The 17903-nt window shown below is 44.4% G+C and carries 20 protein-coding genes; 4 read left to right on the forward strand and 16 right to left on the reverse strand.

Translation table 11 applies throughout. The features are described 5' to 3' along the window. Positions 1-47: 47 nt before the first annotated feature. The 5 genes from topA to INT76_RS01725 form a co-directional block, all read right to left on the reverse strand. The gene (topA, locus tag INT76_RS01705) at positions 48-2141 is read right to left on the reverse strand and encodes a type I DNA topoisomerase (RefSeq protein ID WP_212571509.1); all 2094 of its coding nucleotides are present in this window, start codon (positions 2139-2141) and stop codon (positions 48-50) included. Between the two features lie 136 nt (positions 2142-2277). Continuing rightward, a complete protein-coding gene (gene dprA / locus INT76_RS01710; protein WP_212571511.1) occupies positions 2278-3120 on the reverse strand; it encodes a DNA-processing protein DprA in 843 nt (280 codons plus the stop codon). Between the two features lie 49 nt (positions 3121-3169). Further along, positions 3170-4132 (reverse strand): ROK family protein, encoded by a 963-nt coding sequence (locus tag INT76_RS01715; RefSeq protein ID WP_212571513.1) that lies wholly within the window; start codon positions 4130-4132, stop codon positions 3170-3172. A gap of 10 nt (positions 4133-4142) precedes the next feature. Beyond that, positions 4143-4697, reverse strand: a complete 555-nt coding sequence (locus tag INT76_RS01720) for a sugar O-acetyltransferase (protein ID WP_212571515.1) — start codon at positions 4695-4697, stop codon at positions 4143-4145. Between the two features lie 18 nt (positions 4698-4715). Then, entirely contained in the window at positions 4716-4976 is a 261-nt protein-coding gene (locus INT76_RS01725) for a metal-sensitive transcriptional regulator (RefSeq protein WP_212571517.1), read from the reverse strand. 108 nt (positions 4977-5084) lie between these two features. On the opposite strand from INT76_RS01725, the gene INT76_RS01730 reads away from it, so the two are divergent. Then, positions 5085-5411, forward strand: coding sequence for a rhodanese-like domain-containing protein (locus INT76_RS01730; RefSeq protein ID WP_212571519.1), 327 nt, complete (start codon positions 5085-5087; stop codon positions 5409-5411). A gap of 12 nt (positions 5412-5423) precedes the next feature. Then, positions 5424-7076, forward strand: a complete 1653-nt coding sequence (locus tag INT76_RS01735) for an FAD-dependent oxidoreductase (protein ID WP_212571521.1) — start codon at positions 5424-5426, stop codon at positions 7074-7076. A gap of 124 nt (positions 7077-7200) precedes the next feature. Here the strand turns inward: INT76_RS01735 and INT76_RS01740 are convergent, their stop codons facing one another. From INT76_RS01740 to ylqF, 5 genes are all read right to left on the reverse strand, one after another. Then, positions 7201-7509 (reverse strand): hypothetical protein, encoded by a 309-nt coding sequence (locus tag INT76_RS01740; protein WP_212571523.1) that lies wholly within the window; start codon positions 7507-7509, stop codon positions 7201-7203. Positions 7510-7710: 201 nt separating this feature from the next. After that, on the reverse strand, positions 7711-8148 hold the full coding sequence (locus INT76_RS01750; RefSeq protein ID WP_212571525.1) for a hypothetical protein: 438 nt from the start codon (positions 8146-8148) through the stop codon (positions 7711-7713). A 241-nt stretch (positions 8149-8389) separates the two neighbouring features. Beyond that, positions 8390-9400 (reverse strand): YdcF family protein, encoded by a 1011-nt coding sequence (locus INT76_RS01755; RefSeq protein WP_212571526.1) that lies wholly within the window; start codon positions 9398-9400, stop codon positions 8390-8392. Continuing rightward, positions 9400-10176 (reverse strand): ribonuclease HII, encoded by a 777-nt coding sequence (locus INT76_RS01760; protein ID WP_212571528.1) that lies wholly within the window; start codon positions 10174-10176, stop codon positions 9400-9402. The genes INT76_RS01755 and INT76_RS01760 overlap by 1 nt, the downstream gene beginning before the upstream one ends. After that, positions 10163-11014: a ribosome biogenesis GTPase YlqF gene (gene ylqF / locus INT76_RS01765; RefSeq protein WP_212571530.1), complete on the reverse strand. Its 852-nt coding sequence runs from the start codon at positions 11012-11014 to the stop codon at positions 10163-10165. The genes INT76_RS01760 and ylqF overlap by 14 nt, the downstream gene beginning before the upstream one ends. Before the next feature lie 209 nt (positions 11015-11223). On the opposite strand from ylqF, the gene INT76_RS01770 reads away from it, so the two are divergent. Together INT76_RS01770 and INT76_RS01775 are read left to right on the forward strand one after the other, a co-directional pair. Next, on the forward strand, positions 11224-11622 hold the full coding sequence (locus INT76_RS01770; protein WP_249116164.1) for a LysR family transcriptional regulator: 399 nt from the start codon (positions 11224-11226) through the stop codon (positions 11620-11622). 42 nt (positions 11623-11664) lie between these two features. Continuing rightward, the gene (locus INT76_RS01775) at positions 11665-12102 is read left to right on the forward strand and encodes a LysR substrate-binding domain-containing protein (RefSeq protein WP_249116165.1); all 438 of its coding nucleotides are present in this window, start codon (positions 11665-11667) and stop codon (positions 12100-12102) included. Between the two features lie 33 nt (positions 12103-12135). Here INT76_RS01775 and INT76_RS01780 read toward each other — a convergent pair whose 3' ends face one another. The 6 genes from INT76_RS01780 to INT76_RS01805 form a co-directional block, all read right to left on the reverse strand. Continuing rightward, complete coding sequence (locus INT76_RS01780) at positions 12136-12990, reverse strand: aldo/keto reductase (RefSeq protein WP_212571532.1); 855 nt, start codon at positions 12988-12990, stop codon at positions 12136-12138. Positions 12991-13006: 16 nt separating this feature from the next. Then, positions 13007-13867 (reverse strand): aldo/keto reductase, encoded by an 861-nt coding sequence (locus INT76_RS01785; RefSeq protein WP_212571534.1) that lies wholly within the window; start codon positions 13865-13867, stop codon positions 13007-13009. 19 nt (positions 13868-13886) lie between these two features. Next, a complete protein-coding gene (locus tag INT76_RS01790; protein ID WP_212571536.1) occupies positions 13887-14873 on the reverse strand; it encodes an aldo/keto reductase in 987 nt (328 codons plus the stop codon). 11 nt (positions 14874-14884) lie between these two features. Beyond that, entirely contained in the window at positions 14885-15271 is a 387-nt protein-coding gene (locus INT76_RS01795) for a nuclear transport factor 2 family protein (RefSeq protein WP_212571538.1), read from the reverse strand. Between the two features lie 164 nt (positions 15272-15435). Beyond that, the gene (locus INT76_RS01800; protein ID WP_212571540.1) at positions 15436-16722 is read right to left on the reverse strand and encodes an O-acetylhomoserine aminocarboxypropyltransferase/cysteine synthase family protein; all 1287 of its coding nucleotides are present in this window, start codon (positions 16720-16722) and stop codon (positions 15436-15438) included. Positions 16723-16868: 146 nt separating this feature from the next. After that, positions 16869-17861 carry a YhdH/YhfP family quinone oxidoreductase gene (locus INT76_RS01805; RefSeq protein WP_249116191.1) on the reverse strand — a complete coding sequence of 331 codons (993 nt, stop codon included), beginning with the start codon at positions 17859-17861 and terminating at the stop codon, positions 16869-16871. Positions 17862-17903: the final 42 nt, after the last annotated feature.

A 17903-nucleotide genomic window follows, 5' to 3' on the forward strand; every position in this document is an offset into this window, starting at 1 on the left:
CTCTAGCAACCAGAGAGAGTTTGAGTAAGTATCAAGAATACCTCGGTTTATTTCACCTTTTCTTCTTCATAGTCGCCATTTGGACAAACAACCTGCTTGCCACCGCCACGGACTTTTTTCTCGACTAGGTAGTGGTCACATTTTGGACAAGAGCGTCCAACTGGTTTATCCCAAGAAGTGAAGTCACAGGTTGGGTAACGATCACAGCCATAGAAAAGACGATTGCGCTTGCTCTTACGCTCTATGACCTGCCCCTGATGACAGACTGGACAAGTGACACCTATTTCCTTAGTGATCTGTTTGGTATTGCGGCAGTCTGGGAAATTGCTGCAAGCGTAGAACTTACCGAACTTACCAAGCTTGATTACCATTTCATGACCACAGACATCGCAATCAAAGCCAGCAGGCTCATCTTTTATCTGGATTTTCTCCATCTCTGCCTCAGCCTTGGTCAATTCGATTTTAAACGGCTGATAGAAACTGTCGATAATCTTCTGCCACTCTTCCTTTCCAATCTCAACGTCATCTAGTTTTTGCTCCATTTCGGCAGTAAATTTGACATTGACAATATCTGGGAAGAACTGAATGATTAGTTTGTTGACGATTTCTCCCAGCTCGGTTGGTTCAAAGCGTTTGGCAACCAGTTTAACGTAGTAGCGTTTTTGTATGGTTTCAATCGTCGGAGCGTAGGTGGATGGTCGGCCAACACCGTTTTCTTCCAAGGTCTTAATCAAGGTTGCTTCGGAATAACGGGCTGGTGGTTGCGTGAAATGCTGTTCCGGATTGGTGTTGCTACGGGTAACTTGATCCCCTTCTTCCATATCAGGCAGCATTTTATTCTTGTCAGAATCATTATAGACAGCCATGTAGCCATCAAACTTCACCTGACTGCCGTTGGCAGCAAAGAGGACTCCGTTTTGACCCAAACGGACACTCATTGTATCAAAAATTGCAGCAGACATTTGACTCGCTACAAAGCGATTCCAAATTAGGGTATAAAGCTTGAGCTGATCCTTATCCAAATACTTGGCAATAGATTCAGGAGTCAGCTGCACATTAGACGGTCGGATGGCTTCGTGTGCATCTTGGGCACCGCTGGCATTTTTGACCTTGCTGCCATGTTTGGAATAGTTTGCCCCAAAGCGCTCTGTAATAAAGTCTGCCGCCTGCCCTTGGGCAAGGGGACTGATACGAGTAGAGTCTGTACGCATATAGGTAATCAAACCTTGCGAACCACCTGTTCCCAAGCTCACCCCTTCATAAAGTTGCTGGGCAACCATCATGGTTTTGCGCGTACGGAAGTTAATCTTATTGGCGGCATCCATTTGAAGGGTTGAGGTCGTATAAGGCAATGGTGCGTTGCGCTTACGCTCCTTACGTTCCACCTGTTCAACAAGAAAGTCATCGCCAGATAGGCGAGCCAAGATTTCCTGAACCTGATGATTGTTCTCGACCTTAACCTTTTTACCATCGAGTCCATAAAAGCTGGCTTGAAATTTCTTATTGCCCTTTTTAAAAGTAGCTTCGATTGTCCAATATTCTTCGGGTTTGAATTGATTGATTTCATTCTCCCGATCAATAATCAGCTTGAGCGCAACGGACTGGACACGACCAGCTGACAAACCTTTTTTAACCTTTTTCCAAAGAATGGGAGAAATGGAGTATCCAACAATCCTGTCCAGAACGCGGCGAGCCTGTTGGGCATCGACAAGATCTTGGTTAATCGTGCGCGGTTCTTTGAAGGCGTTTTTTACAGCATCCTTGGTAATTTCGTTAAACACCACACGGTTCTTATCCTTTTCATCTAGTCCCAGAATATGGGCCAAATGCCAGGAAATAGCTTCTCCTTCGCGATCCGGGTCGCTTGCCAGATAGACTTGTTTGGCATTTTTAGCCTCTTTTTTCAATGAATTGATCAGCGGCCCCTTGCCTCGGATGTTGATATATTCGGGTTCATAGTTATTTGAAAAATCAATCGACATACTGGACTTTTTCAGGTCGCGGATGTGACCGACTGAAGCCACAACCTTGTAGTTACGCCCCAGATATTTTTCGATGGTCTTAGCCTTGGCAGGCGACTCCACGATGACCAGATTTTTCTTGGTAGTTGATTTTTTCTTGCTTGCTGTTTTTGTAGCCATTTTCTTACCTTATTTGTCATTGATGGTGTTGGTTTCAATCCTCAAAAACGAGGTTTTCTTACACACAACTTCACAAAGAATAAACTATTTTTAGGTAAGTGTCAAGATTTTTATTTTCCTATAGGAGAACTTAGTTTCAAAATTGGTAATCTGAAAGCACATCCATCCCCGATGTGATACACTTTGCGCCCTCTTGAATCAAATGATGACAGCCGTCAGAATGTCCATCCAATATAGAGCCTGGAATGGCAAAAACATCCCTTCCTTCTTCCAAGGCACGCTCACAGGTAATCAGACTGCCTGACCGCATTCTGGCCTCCGCAACAACAATGCCCTGAGCTAGCCCTGCTATGATGCGATTACGCTCAGGAAAATGAAATTTCTTGGGTTGGGCGGACGGTTCATACTCTGTCAAAACAAGATGGTGTTTTGATAGATAGTCTTGGAGCTGCTTATTTTCCTTTGGATAATAATGGTCTAGGCCTGTTCCTATGACCGCAATGGTTTTACCGCCACTTTTCAGACTAGCCATATGGGCCGCTGTGTCAATCCCTCTAGCCAGACCGCTGACAACCACAAAACGATTTTGGAGTTCTTTTACAATCTTTTGAACCGATTGACTTCCTTCCTTGCTGGCCTTGCGCGAACCGACAACTGCCAACTTTGGTTTGGACAATAAGTCCAAATCACCTTGATAAAATAACAGGATTGGTGGATTATAGATTTGCTTGAGCTCCAGAGGATAAACCTCATCTAAGATGGAAAAAGATGGGTAGCGATTAAACTCCTCCCGACAAGCAGTTATATCCAACTGCTTATAGGCTTCGATAAAAAGAACAGGATTCTTACACTCAGAAACGACTGCGATATTTCTTATGCTCAATTTTTTCTGATAACGCTCTTGATAAGCCAGAACCTTGTTGATGTTGAGATTTGTCAAGCCTGCTTTTTTCAATTTAAACAGTTCAAAATTATTCATAATTAGTCACCTCAATCAGTCTATTCGCAACCAAAAGAAAAAAATGGCCTCAGCCATTCAATTTCTTATACTTGTCTTGAAAAAAACGATAAGCTCCCAATAAATTGGCCTGATTATGAAATTGACAGGCTAAAATATCAAGATCATTGTCAAAATCCGTCTTCTCCACCTCCAGAAGTTCTTGGTATTGGCGTTTAACCTCCTGAATGAGGAGAGGTTGCTGACTGATACCGCCCCCTATAAGGACACACTCCAGTTGAAAGAGGGTTCTCAAATTAAGGACTAAAACAGCTACTTGGTGGCAATAGTCTTTAAACATATCCAGCAATTGATGATTTGCACCAGCTTCCAAGGCTTCAAAGACCGCCTTACCATCAACATCCCTTAAGCCAAGTTCTTGACTGGCTCTTTTGATAAATTGCACAGCAGAACCGCTGTTATCCATCAAGCTCCTTAGTCCTCTAATATGTAAATCAAACATCTGACCAAGATCTTGAAAAAGCGTCCTTGTCTGATCCGTGCTTGTCTTATCCTCAAAAGGCGTTAAGAGTCCCTTACCGGCAATCTCTTGCAAGGAAATCAAGCCCCCATCCGAAACAAGAGCCAGACCAACTCCTGTCCCCAAAACCAGAACAGCTCCCAAAGAACAGCCCTTTAATTCGCCATAAACCGCCTCTGCAAGCCCTGCCGCATCAGCATCATTCAGTACCGAAATAGGCAGCTGAACAGTATCCTGTAAATATTGACCTAGAGGATAGTTCTTCAAGTAGGGAATCAAACCGCCTTTATGCACAAAACCCGTATCCGTATCAATGGTTCCCGGACAGGCAATTGCAACACCTGTAATCTGGGAATCATGAGCACGGATAAGGCCTTCTAAGCTTGCCAAAAACTCAGGCAGGCTGTCTGGCGTATCCACTTTTTCTAACATCTCCACTGCCGCTAGATGATCAATCAAGGCAGATTTGATGAAGGTTCCGCCTATGTCAATAGATAAGATGGTTTCTGGCATTGCTTCTCCTTTATTTGCTTGGAATCTCCTTAATAATGCGAGCTGGATTGCCTGCAATCAGTAGATTGTCACCAAAGGATTTTGTGACCACACTTCCCGCACCCACAACGACATTGTTTCCAAGTTCCACACCGGGTAGGATGATGGCGCCTCCACCAGCCCAAAAATTATCTCCTATGGTAATCGGCGCGCCATATTCTTGACCAGCGTTTCGCTCATCGGGATCTAGTGGGTGAAGAGGTGTTAGAAGCTGGACATTTGGCCCAAGCATGGCATTCTTGCCAATCCGAATCTCGCAGACATCCAACATGGTGCAGTTGAAATTCGCATAAAAATCTTCACCAACGTAAATATTGCTGCCATAATCACAATTGAAACTAGGCTCTATGTAAATACGCTGACCAGTAGCACCAAACCACTCTTTTAACAATGCGGTTCGTAGGCTACCATCCAACTCTTGATTGAAATCACGCATCTTTTGACGGGCATCTTTTCTCATCTGACGAAGCTCAGGGTCTGAAGCCTGATAGAGTTGACCCGCCAGCATTTTTTCTTTTTCAGTCATGGCAAATCTCCTTGTTGACTATTTTTTGATAATCAGTTTAATCGCTTCTTCCAAGCGAGCTTCTTGCAGACTGGGATCGTCAGACGGCTCTTCTATACAGGCCTTAACTTTTTGAGCGATTGCGATTCCCATCATACTATTGATACTGGAGCGAACAGCGCTAAGCTGAGTCACTATATCAATGCATTCTTGGTCTTCTTCCACCATCTTTTGAATCCCACGAAGCTGGCCTTCAGCCCGTTTTAAGCGATTTAGCATATTTTTTTTATTCATTTCCATACTAACTATACTACCTCTCCCTTTTAAGAAAGTCAACTCATTTAATTGACAAAGACGGGTCAGCTTTGGTAGACTAAAAATACCCTAACGGGTATAAAGGGGTAATTTATGTTAGAAAACATTTTTTCAGCAGTATTTAAAAAAGGCGAAAGTCTTACAGTTGAACAGCTTCCTGAGCTTTTAACAGACAAGAATACGGTTCTTTTGGATGTCAGGGAATCTCACGAATTTTCAAGCGGGCACATTAAAGAAGCCAAAAATGTTCCCTTGAGTCAACTGGAGCTTTTCAAACCAGAAGCCAACAAAACTTATCTGGTCATTTGCCAGTCTGGTATGCGAAGCCTGCGTGCAACAAACTATCTAAAACAGGCTGGTTATAAAGCAGTGAATATCCGCGGTGGTATGAACAGCTGGCGTGGCCCTATTGTCTATTAGAAGGAGGACTCTATGAAAATCATTATCATTGGTGGCGTTGCCGGAGGGATGTCAGCCGCTACTCGCCTGCGTCGTTTGATGGAGGACGCCGAAATCATCGTCTTTGAGAAAGGCCCTTATGTATCCTTTGCCAACTGCGGACTTCCCTATCATATCTCTGGAAAAATAGCAGAGCACGACAGCCTGCTGCTACAAACGCCTGAAAGTCTCAAAAAACATTTCAATCTGGATGTACGCCCCTTCCACGAGGTCATTGCAATCGCCCCAGAAAAACAAGAAGTCACTGTCAAGCATAAGGAATCTCTACTAACAGAAAGATATGACAAACTCATTCTTTCACCCGGAGCTAAGCCTTTTGTCCCTACCCTAGAGGGTATTGAAGAAGCCGACAATCTCTTTACACTGCGCAATGTTCCAGACCTTGACCAGATTATGTCGCACTTAGAAAACATCAAACAAGGCAAGGCTGTCGTTGTTGGAGCGGGCTTCATCGGACTTGAAATGGCTGAAAATTTGGTCATGAAAGGGTTAGACGTCACAATCGTTGAAAAGGCAACACATGTCTTACCAACCTTGGATCAGGAAATGGCCAGTTTTGTTCAGCAAGAACTCACTACCAAGGGAGTCCGAGTTATCACCCAGCAATCCCTAACAGCCATCAAAGACAGGGGGCGCCAGTTAATCCTTGAAGACGGAAGCCAACTGGAGTCTGACATCACTATTTTATCTGTCGGCGTTCAGCCGGATTCCAAACTAGCCGAAGATGCCGGCATTGCCTTGGGCTTACGCGGGGGTATCCTTGTTGACCAAAACTACCAAACTTCACTCCCTCATATCTATGCCGTCGGCGACGCTATTCTTGTCAAGCAAGAAATCACCGGTCAGGATGCCTTGATTTCCCTCGCTTCTCCTGCTAATCGCCAAGGACGCCAAGTCGCAGATGTTATTGCCGGTCTCAAACGCACCAATCGAGGAAGTATCGGCACTGCCATTGTCAAGGTCTTCGATCTAGCAGTGGCTTCCACAGGTCTGAGTGAACGCGCAGTCAAATCCCTTGACTATCCGCTTTCTATCGTTCATACAACTGGTAAAGATCATGCTGGTTACTATCCGGGAGCGACAGACATTGTTCTCAAACTAATCTTTTCACCCATTGATGGACGAATCTACGGTGCCCAAGCAATTGGACAAAAAGGAGTTGACAAACGGATCGATGTCCTTGCTACAGCTATCAAGGCTGGCCTGACCATCTATGATTTACCCGAACTGGAGCTGACCTATGCTCCTCCATTTGGCTCTGCCAAAGATCCGGTCAACATGATTGGCTATGCTAGTATGAACCTTGCTGAAGGATTGAGCGATTCGATCCAATGGCACCAACTCTCGGATGAACTAGCCAAGGGCAAAATACTCCTTGATGTTCGCAATGAGGCAGAATTAAAAAATGGCCGTTTCAAGGACTTCATCCACATTCCTCTGGACAGTCTGCGTGACAACTTAGATCAACTCGATAAGAAGAAAGACTACATTGTCAGCTGCCATAGCGGTCTTCGCTCTTATATAGCAGAGCGTATCCTCAAGGAAAACGACTTTTCTGTCCAAAACCTTGACGGTGCCTACTTCCTTTACCAAACCGTCCTTCCAGAAGATATTGTCCGAGATTAGGCAAGCATCATCGGATCACTACCGAAAAAGTAACCAATAAAAACGAATGAGTCACGAAAATAAAGAATTTTCCGATTCATTCGTTTTTTGCCTATTTGAGGTCAAGGGTGAAATTGTTGCTTTGCTAGAGCCAGTAAATCGCGTCAGCCCAATTCGCTTGTAGTGCAAGGTTTCCGTCCGTTTGTAGTGGCACTTCTGCCACTAGCTGATGGTGATGATACACAAACTGCGTGCCCTTGCAAGCGGTCAGATTTTCCTGATTTTTTGCAAATTTTTGGCTAAATTCGACTGCTTGTAAATCGGCTTTTTGCCAACTTTGCCGTTTCAGCAATTTGTCTTCCCAATCGTATTGGAAGGTCTCGATAGTATCAGCTTCGTGACGTTGAATCAATCTGCCCGCTTGGTCGTAAGCGTAAGTCTTACGATTGCCCACAAAGTCCGTCTCGGCGATGAGTTGTCCCGCTTTGTCGTATTCATAGCGGTAACTGTCGCCCTGCGCATTTTTGACTTCCGTTAAACGGAAGTCTGAAACAGCATTTTTAACTGTCTTTGAAGGAATGTGAATGAAACTTTAATTGCAATAACTTATGCTCTCAAATTTCTATTTTAAAACACTGGGTAAAACCAGCTTCAGCTAGTTATCTAGGGCATCCTCGATATTAAAGTACCATTCAATAAACGCTACGAAAGTTGACCATTTTTTTACTTCCCTTTCCTCATACGAACTACCCAATTGAAAGTGAACAACTTCTTGCGTCACTTTATTATAAAAAAATCCATGCTCCCCCTCAAAAGAATCCAGTCCGATAAAGTCCTCAGGTAGGTCTAATATTTTATTGATTGAATATAAGTCTTTACTTAAGTTAGTATTTATTAGAAACCATCCCAATTGATAAATCTCTCTATATCTGCTAAAAAAAGTTGGTCCATCTTCTGTATGTAAGTAAAATTGAATAAAATCACTTTCCATATCTAGATTTAGTTGAGAAAGTGCATCTCTATACTTAATGATTTCATGTTCATACCACCAATTTTTTTCTCTTAAAAAGTTAATTATTTTCTTATTTAACATATGATGCTCCTATTTTAAATTAAGTATCAAAATACCATTCTAAAAATTGGTTAAAATCAGACCATTTTTGAATTATTTCTATTCCTGTATCAGATAATCCAATATAGAAAACTTCTTCAGTCTTTTTGTTATAAAAGAAACCATTTTCACCCTCAAAAGAATCCATTGAAATCAAGTCATAAGACAAACCTAACGACTCATTTATTGCATATAGATTTTCCTTTTTTATTCAACTAAATAACTAAAAGAGGAATTGGATCAGTAAGCCCAAAAGGCAAATGAGCGTAAAGCTCCCTAGTAACCAAAGGTGGATTTTCCTAGACATGACCAAATAGCCCACAAATTCGCGTATAAAGACATTTAGGCTAAAATAAAATTTTGTTTTTGCCCCGTAACCGATACACTTCAGTTTTAACTTACGAGCCAGCAATAAGGCGCGATAGAGATGATAGTAATTGGTGACAATAGCAAAGCGACTATTTTGCTTCATCAAGGCAACAGAAAATTTGAGATTTTGTTCTGTATTGGCAGATTGATTCTCCAGCAGAATATCTTCTGCTACCACTCCTTGTTCTTGAGCATAGTTTGCCATTGCCTGAGCTTCCGAAATAAGCTCATCATGCCCTTGACCGCCAGACAGTATCAGCTTGCTGCCAGAGTGTTTCTTGTAAACAGCAATTCCCTTATCAATCCGCGAAGCCAAGAGCGGAGTGACCTTATCCTTATTTAGACCTGCTCCCAAAACCACAACATACTCTAATTTTTTTGGGAATAGATTAACAAAGTTAATAAAACTCGACAAGGTATACAGAAGACTAACGCCAAATAAGTAAGAGATTAAAGCGCCAATGTAGACAAAAATCAGGTTGAATAAGTTGTTGCTAGATAAGGATTGAAGCACAAAAGGAAAGACAAACCAGTAAAGGGTGACTGCGATTGCCAGACCTAAGGACAGCACGTTGGTCAAACGGAATCCCTCGCGCTTCAACAGCTGAAAGCCATTGTAATAAAGGGCAACTAAGAACACAAAAGGACCTGAAAAAAGTGCCAATAAGAGGGGAATGGCCAAGCCAAATATCAGTATTCGAGCAATCTCACTCTTTTCAAATATACCCGTCGATAAGACAAAAAGACCGGTAAAGAATAAAGCATTGAGAGCCAATAAGGAAATAAGCAGACTACGACGTTCTAGCAAGTATAGAAAAAGAAAACTCCCCCAAGACAACATGCAAAGCACAAGGAGGATTTCCATCACTGACTTCTCCTTTCTACCATTGATCGAATCGGCTCAAAGGTCTTTCTATGAATGGGGGTAACCCCCTGTTGTTTCAGTCCTTCCAGATGCTCTGCGGTGCCATATCCTGCATTTTTGGAAAAGCCATAGCCTGGATAGGTTTGGTCGTAGTCGGCCATCAGCCTATCCCTTGTCACCTTGGCCACAATGGAAGCCGCTGCGATGGATAAGGAATTGGCATCGCCCTTGATGATGGATTGCTGAGGGATGGGTGTGTCCAGCTTCATGGCATCGATCAGGAGGTGATGAGGGGCTGGGTTTAGCTTACCCAAGGCCTCCAACATGGCTAGTTTGGTCGCTTCATAAATGTTCACTTGGTCGATAATCTGTGCGTCTTTTATACCGATACCCACTGCCACTGCTTGTTGCATAACCTCTTGATAGATGGCTTCATGCTTGGTTTTGGGGATTTTTTTGGAGTCGTTGAGGTAGCGGATTTTGCAGCCCTTTGGCAGAATGACTGCTGCTGCCACCACTGGGCCTGCTAGTGGCCCTCGGCCCACTTCGTCGATACCGGCTATCCAGTCCAAACCTTTTTCATAAAGGGCTTTTTCATAGGAAAGCATAGCTTTCAAACGGGCATCTTCAGCCGCTTCTTTTTCCAGCTCCTTTTGGCGTTTTTGAATAGCAGTCTGAACGCCTGAACGCTCATCTTTTGCCAACTGAGCCCAGACAGGACTATCTAGGCTGTCTATCAGCGCTAGCTGCGCTTTTACTTCCTTAATCGTCGCCATTCAAATCACTCACCTTGTCTAATGTGTAAGTACCCAAGCGTCCGTCTCGAACATCTTTGACAAAGAGTTGGTAAAAACGGTCATAATCATCACGGAAGCCTAGTTTTTGTGTCCAGGTCATAATGAGTTCAGGTGTTTCCTGATCCAAGTCCATGCCATTAAAACGCTCCAGCAAGCGTTCTGGATAGTTAGCCTTAAAATAGTCCAAGCCAAATATAGTGACTTCATCCATGGGCAGGAGCTGGTCCTTGATGGCACCTGTCAGAGCCAATTTGAGGCCGACCTCTTGGTCTTCAAACTTAGGCCAAAGGATCCCTGGTGTATCCAAGATTTCCAAATCCTTGTTGGTTTTGAGCCATTGCTGGCCCTTGGTGACACCTGGTTTGTTGCCGACGACAGCGATTTTCTTGCCTGCCAGTCGGTTCATGAGGGTGGATTTTCCGGCATTTGGAATCCCGATAATCATGGTTCGCAGGGTTTCTTTTTGAATGCCTCTTTGGCGGAGGCGTTCAACCTTGTCTTTCATGAGGCTTTTGGCTGCGTCGGTCACCTTTTTCACCGTCGCTTGCTCTTTTGAATTGATGGCTAGGGTTTTAATGCCCTGTCCTTCAAAGTAGCTCTGCCATTCCTTAGTACGGGTAGGGTCGGCCAAATCAACCTTATTGAGAATCATGAGTTTGGGCTTGTCACCTACAATCTTATTGAGCATGGGGTTTTGACTGGACAGGGGCAGGCGAGCATCGACCAGAATGGTCACGAAATCAACATGCTTGAGATTTTCCTGGACCTGACGGCGAGCCTTGGACATATGGCCCGGAAACCATTGAATAGTTGCCATGTAATAAAAATCCTTTCCTAGCAAGGGGGCTTCCCTTGTATTTCATTTTTCAGTTTAGAACCAAACCTTGTAATTCATCATAAATATAGTCTGGCCATATAGAACTAATACCTTATTATACCATTATTTCACTCAAATTTATGCTAGCTAGATACATCTCCTCTTCAGGTTCCAAGATTTGTTTTACAGACTTTATAAAAAATAGTAAAATGGCAGTAAAAGAAACGTCTGCTTTGGTATGGAAAGGAGTTACCATGATCAATCTCCAGCTCCTTGAGCAACTTGTGACAGTTGCTCAGGAAGGAACCCTCTCAAAAGCTGCACAGGTCTTGCTGATGTCGCAGCCCTCACTGACGCGGAATATGCAAAGTCTGGAAGAAGATTTGGGGGTTCAGCTCTTCGAACGAAGAAGAAATCGCTTAGTTCTGACAGAAACAGGTCACTATACGGTTCAAGAGGCCCAACTCCTTCTTGCAAAAAGTCAGGAATTTGTGGAAGGTGTGCAGAATTTTTACCAACACCAAATCAGTCTTTTTGCTGGCATCTGTGCCCCCGCTGCCGAGTGGGAGTTGAAAAATCGTCTGATGGAAAGAGACCAAAAAAACTAGCTGCAAATCAAGCTGCTAGCAAATCCTGCTCTCAAAAAAGGGTTGCTGACGGGAGAATTTCATCTGGTTGTGACAGATCATCCAATCGATGAAGAGGGTATTGTGACAGCTGGCCTCTTTATAGAGCAGCTCTATCTCTCCATCCATCCCAGCCACCCCCTTGCAGCTAAGGACGAGATTGAATTGAAGGACTTGGCTAATTTGACCATGCTGATTCGCTCTGACTTGGGCATCTGGCAGTCCTTGGTTGAGACATTGAGTCAGACTAGATTTATCGTTCAAAAGGACTGGGAGACCTTTGAAGAACTGATTCAGGCCTCCAACCTGCCCTGCTTTTCAACCAACATTAGTCAAGACCTCTCAGAAAATAGTCAAGGCCGAGTCCATATTCCCATCAGGGATCCAGAAGCCACCAAAAGCTTCTATCTCTCCGTCCTTGAAAAAAACAGGCAGCTTCTCTCCCTCTTTGGTTGCAAGTAAAAAATAGCACTGGTGCTACCAGTGCTATTTTCATTAAAAGCTTTTTCCTAAAAATCCTGCCAGAGTTTCAACCGATGATGGTGAATGGTAGTCATCAAAAAGGGTGGTGTTGGAGTTGAGCGTGGCAATTTGTGCCATATCTTCTGGTGACAATTCAAAATCAAAGATATCGAAATTCTCAGCAATCCGTGATGGGGTAGCTGATTTGGACAGGGAAACGATGCCTCGTTGCAGCTGCCAACGTAACATGACCTGACTGGTCTTTTTATTGTATTTCTCTGCAATCTCCAGCAAAATCGGATTGGTGAAGACATTGAATTGGCCTGCTGCCAAGCCTGCCCAGCTTTCCAGCTGGATACCCTTGGAAGCGAGGTAGGCTTGCTGGTCTTCCTTTTGATGGAAGACATGGAGTTCCACTTGATTGACCGCTGGAACGACTTGGTTAAAGAGGGCTAGATTGGCCACCTGTTCCGGCATGAAATTGGAAATACCGATGGCACGGATTTTTCCTTCTTGATAAAGTTCCTCCAATGCCCGCCATGCGCCAAAGACATCGCCAACTGGCTGGTGCAGGAGGTAGAGGTCCACATAGTCCATATCTAGTTTTTTCAAGGATTCTGCAAAGGCGGCCTTGGCTCCCTCGTAACTATAATCTGAAATCCAGAGTTTAGTGGTGATGAACAATTCCTCACGAGGAATGCCAGAAGCCTTCACGGCTCGACCAACTGCTTCTTCGTTTCCATAGACCTGGGCTGTATCAATCAGGCGATAGCCAATGCGCAGGGCTTCTTCTACTACTTTTTGACATTGGTCTTGGTCGGGAATCTGAAAGACTCCAAAGCCCACCATAGGCATCTCAACGCCATTGTTTAATCTTGTATAGTGCATAGTTTCTCCTTTTTTCTTATAATTTACCCCGTCTTTGCTGGATGAGGTTGACAAAGAGATCGACGGTCGAAGCATCCTGATGGTTAAAGAAGAGGCTGGTTTTGGTGTCGAGGCCAGCGATGGCCTTCATATCTTCATCTGACAGTTCAAAGTCAAAGACATCCAGATTTTCCCTCATCCGTTCTGGTTTGACCGTTTTGGTCAGGCAGACAATGCCTCTTTGAACCTGCCAGCGAACCATAACCTGAGCTGTACTTTTTCCATACTTACGGCCGATTTCCTCCAGAACTGGATTGGTGAAAATGCCATTGCGTCCTTCTGCAAAGGTCGCCCAGGATTCAATCTGAACCTTATTTTTTATCATGTTTTCCTGAGCAAAGATTTGCTGGTTAAAGGGATGGGTTTCAACCTGGTTAACCTGAGGTGTAATCTCAGTAAAGGCAGCCAAATCACTGAGACGATCTGGATAGAAATTGCTGACCCCGATAGCCCGAAGTTTGCCCTCCCGATACAGGTCCTCCAAGGCCCGATAGGCCCCGTAGTAGTCTGAGAATGGCTGGTGCAAGAGCATCAGATCTAGGTAGTCCAGCCCCATTTTTTCCAATGAATCAAGGACAGACTGGCGAGCCTTCTCATAGCCATAATTATCCAGCCAAACCTTGCTGGTGATGAAAAATTCTTCCCGTGGAAGTCCAGATTCGGCGATGGCCTGACCAACCTCCCTTTCATTGGCATAGGCCTGAGCGGTGTCAAAATGGCGGTAACCCGCCGAAATGGCATCCAGTACAGCCTGTTTGGTTTCTGCAGCAGGGATTTGGAAGACACCGAAGCCTAAAATGGGGATGGTAACGCCGTTATTTAAGGTGATTTCTTGCATAACCTTCTCTCTCTCTATTTTATAGGGCACCAACAATGGCATGAGGGCGGTACAATTCATCAAGGAAGGCCACGTCCTCAGCAGACAATTCAAAGCCAAAGGCCCCAACAAAGTCATCCAGGTATTTTTCCTTGGTCACACCGACAATAGGCGCATCAATGCCCTTTTGCCACAACCAGGCCAGGGCCACCTGGGCACGCGATTTGCCGTGTTTTTCCGCCAGCTGAGCGACCCGCTCCACAATCAAGCGATCCTCAGCTTCTGTTGCATCGTACTTGGATTTGGCTACTTCGTCCGTCTGGCTACGGGCAGTCTCTGCTGACCAGTCCCGAACCACCCGACCTGCTGCCAGTGGGCTGTACGGTGCCAAACCAACTCCAGAATCCTTACAGAAAGGTATCATCTCCCTTTCGTCTTCACGGTACAGAAGATTATAATGATTTTGCATGACAGAGAACTTGGTCCAGCCCTTCTTTTCAGCAATGTATTGGGCCTTTTGGAACTGCCAAGTATACATGGCAGATGCACCCAGATAGAGCACCTTTCCTGCACGAACCAGATCATTGAGCGCCGCCATGGTTTCTTCAATCGGGGTATCATAATCCCAACGATGGATGTAAAGAATATCGATATAATCCGTCTGCAAGCGTTTGAGGCTAGCCTCCACTTGGGCAAAAATAGCCTTACGAGACAACTTGGTCGTATTACGGCCTGACCCAGAACCATCACCAAAGAAGAGCTTGGTCGCAATCACCACTTCTTCCCGATTGGTAAAATCCTTTAGGGCCTGGCCCAAAATTTCCTCACTTGAACCATAGCCATAGATGTTGGCTGTGTCAAAGAAGTTGATGCCCGCGTCCAGTGCCTTTTTAATAATCTTTCTGCTTGCCTCTTCATCCAATACCCATCCAGCATGAAAGCCCCGATTGGGGTCTGAAAAACTCATGCAGCCCAGGCATAATTTGGATACTTCCAACCCAGTTTGACCTAATTTTGTATATTCCATCTTGTATCCTCCTATAAAAAGCGATAATCTACCAGCTCAGTAGCGATTCGTGTGTAGCATTCTGTAACCAGCTGCCAACCTTGCTCTGTATTTGAAAAAATTTCTGTGACAACAAAGGGGTTCTCAACTGGAGTACCCTTGACCACTGCCCTTAAGACCAATTTCTTGTAGAGCACGGCTGTCTGCCCAAAACCCTCCAAAACTTCATCCAAAACTTGGACATCCTGGTAGATGAATTTTCGGCTATGAAATGCCTCCAACTCTCCCTCCTTATCCAGGGTAATCCCCATGTGAACAAAGTGGGCCTTATCTGCAATCAGCTCCTTCACAGGTTCTAATGCATTTGCTAGCTTGGCCTGCCAAATCTTCTCAGATAGGTTTTCTACAATGTGAACCATAAACTACCTCCTTTATCCCTTCTTTAGAATAGTATACTGCCGGAAATGCCTTCTGTAAAATAGTGATTTTACATACCAGTATTCAAAAAGTGAATACTGAACAACATACAAAAAATCCCTTAGTGCACGTTCTAAGGGATTTTGACTAGTAGTACTGGCAGACATTACGAAGTTAGACTATCAAGAGCAATCCGAAGATCCTCAATCAAATCATCCGCATTTTCAAGGCCGATAGAGAGGCGGATTTGGTTTGGCCCGACACCGGCTGCCAGTTGGTCTGCTTCTGCCAACTGAGAATGAGTTGTTGTTGCCGGATGGATGACAAGGGATTTGGCATCAGCAACATTGGCAAGGTTAGAGAAAATCTCAAGCCTATCAATCACTTGGCAGGCTTCTTTTGCCCCGCCCTTCACGTGGAAACTAAAGATAGAGCCTACCCCTTTTGGCAAATACTTATCTGCTAAAGCCTTATAAGGACTGTTAGCCAAAGCAGGGTAGTTTACCTGTTCAACTTGAGGGTGGTTCAATAGAAAATCAACCACCTTCTTGGTATTTTCCACATGGCGCTCCACTCGTAAAGAAAGGGTTTCAAGCCCTTGTAAAAGCAAGAAGGCATTGAAGGGAGAAAGAGCCGCACCAGTATCTCGTAAGAGTTGGACACGAACAGCAACGATAAAGGCTGCCGCTCCAAGGTCACGAGTATAACTGATATTGTGATAGCTTGGGTCTTCTTTAACAAACTGAGGAAATTTACCAGACGCTGCCCAGTCAAATTTTCCGCTGTCTACAATGACACCGCCAATCGTTGTTCCATGACCGCCAATAAATTTGGTAGCTGAATGCACAGCAATGTCAACACCGTGTGAGAAAACATTGATTAAGTAAGGTGTCGCAAAGGTATTGTCGGCTACCAATGGGATAGCATTGCGATGGGCAATCTCTGCCAGACGCTCAAGATCTGGGATGTTAATCACAGGATTTCCCAGAGTTTCAATAAAGACCAACTTGGTATTGTCCTGAATAGCTGCTTCAACGGCCTCAAAGTCATCAATATCCACAAAACTTGTGGTGATGCCATAGCGGGGAAGGGTTTCTTTGAAAAGATTGAAGGTTCCGCCGTAGAGGGTTGTTGCAGCGACAATATGGTCACCAGCATGAGCAAGCGCTAAAATGGTGTAAGTGATGGCTGCCATACCTGATGCAGTCGCAAGAGCACCGATGCCACCTTCTAGGGCTGCTATACGATTCTCGAAAGTCGCAACGGTTGGGTTGTTGATGCGGGTATAGATATTACCTAACTTACGAAGGGCAAATAGATCTTCTGCCTCCTGAGCATCATCAAAGACATACGAGGTTGTTTGATAAATAGGGACAGCACGTGATTTTGAAGCAGAATCGACTTCCTGTCCTGCATGAAGCTGTAAGGTCTCGAAATGAAATTCTCTGGTCATAAGTTAACTCCTCAAATCGTAATAAATCCATTTTACAGGATTTTTGATGGCTTGACCAATACTTATTTTTAGCAAAAAGGTATAGCCAAAAACTATAACTCCTCCTGAAAAAAGAGGAGCTCTATCAGGAAGCTCCTCTGGTAATTTTAAGAAATAGCAACAATTGTCCGTCCGAGGTGACGGCCTTCTTTGAGTGCTAAAATGGTATCTGGTAATTCCTGCAGACTGATTTCATTGACTTCTAGCTGGTCGGTAATCTTCCAGTCAGTAGCAAATTTTTCCCATACACGACAGCGCTTATCGTGACTGATTTGAACAGAATCAATTCCCAGTGCTTTCACACCGCGTAGGATGAAGGGGAGTACATTGGTGGTCAACTTTATGCCCGCTGCATTTCCGCAGAGCGAGATGGCTCCATCGTAGTCAATCTGTGGGATGAGATGGGCTGCGACATCGCCTCCAACTGTATCCAACACATAATCATAGACACCTTTCAAAAGAAGGGGATTTTCTTTCAGGAAGACCTGTTCAGGCTTGATAATATGACTAGCTCCTAGTCTAGTCACCAAAGGATCTTGGTTATCCTTGCGAGTAAGAGCTGTAATGTTTGGATAACCGGCCGCCTTTAGTATTGCTAAGGCAACGCTGCCGACACCCCCGCTTGCCCCAGTTACCAAGATACGAGGTGCATTCTGAACAGCCATTCCTGCTTCTTCCAAAGCCAATACAGATAAGCCTGCTGTCAAACCAGCCGTACCCAGCATCATGGCTTCTTTCATAGATAGGCCTTCTGGAAGTGGAACCACCCAGTCGTGCGGAAGGCGGGCGTACTCTGCAAAGCCACCAGTATGAGACATTCCCATCTCGTAACCGGTCACTATGACTTCTTGACCTACTGAAAACTCTTCTGCTTCAGATGAAACAACAATTCCTGCCAAATCAATACCTGGTATCATCGGGTAGTTTCGGATAACACCAGCATTTTTCTGGACTGCCAGCATATCTTTGTAATTGACAGAACTGTATACCACCTTAATCAGAACATCTCCCTTGTCTAGATCGTCCAAACTAATTTGTTTGGGTCCAAAAACAATCTGATCTTCTACCGATTCAACAACCATAGCTGTAAATTGTGTGATTTCTTGCATGTAAACCTCCATAAAAAATCTATACCTAGCAAA

Origin of the sequence: Streptococcus oriscaviae, from assembly GCF_018137985.1 — a bacterium.
Classification (GTDB): Bacteria; Bacillota; Bacilli; order Lactobacillales; family Streptococcaceae; genus Streptococcus; species Streptococcus oriscaviae.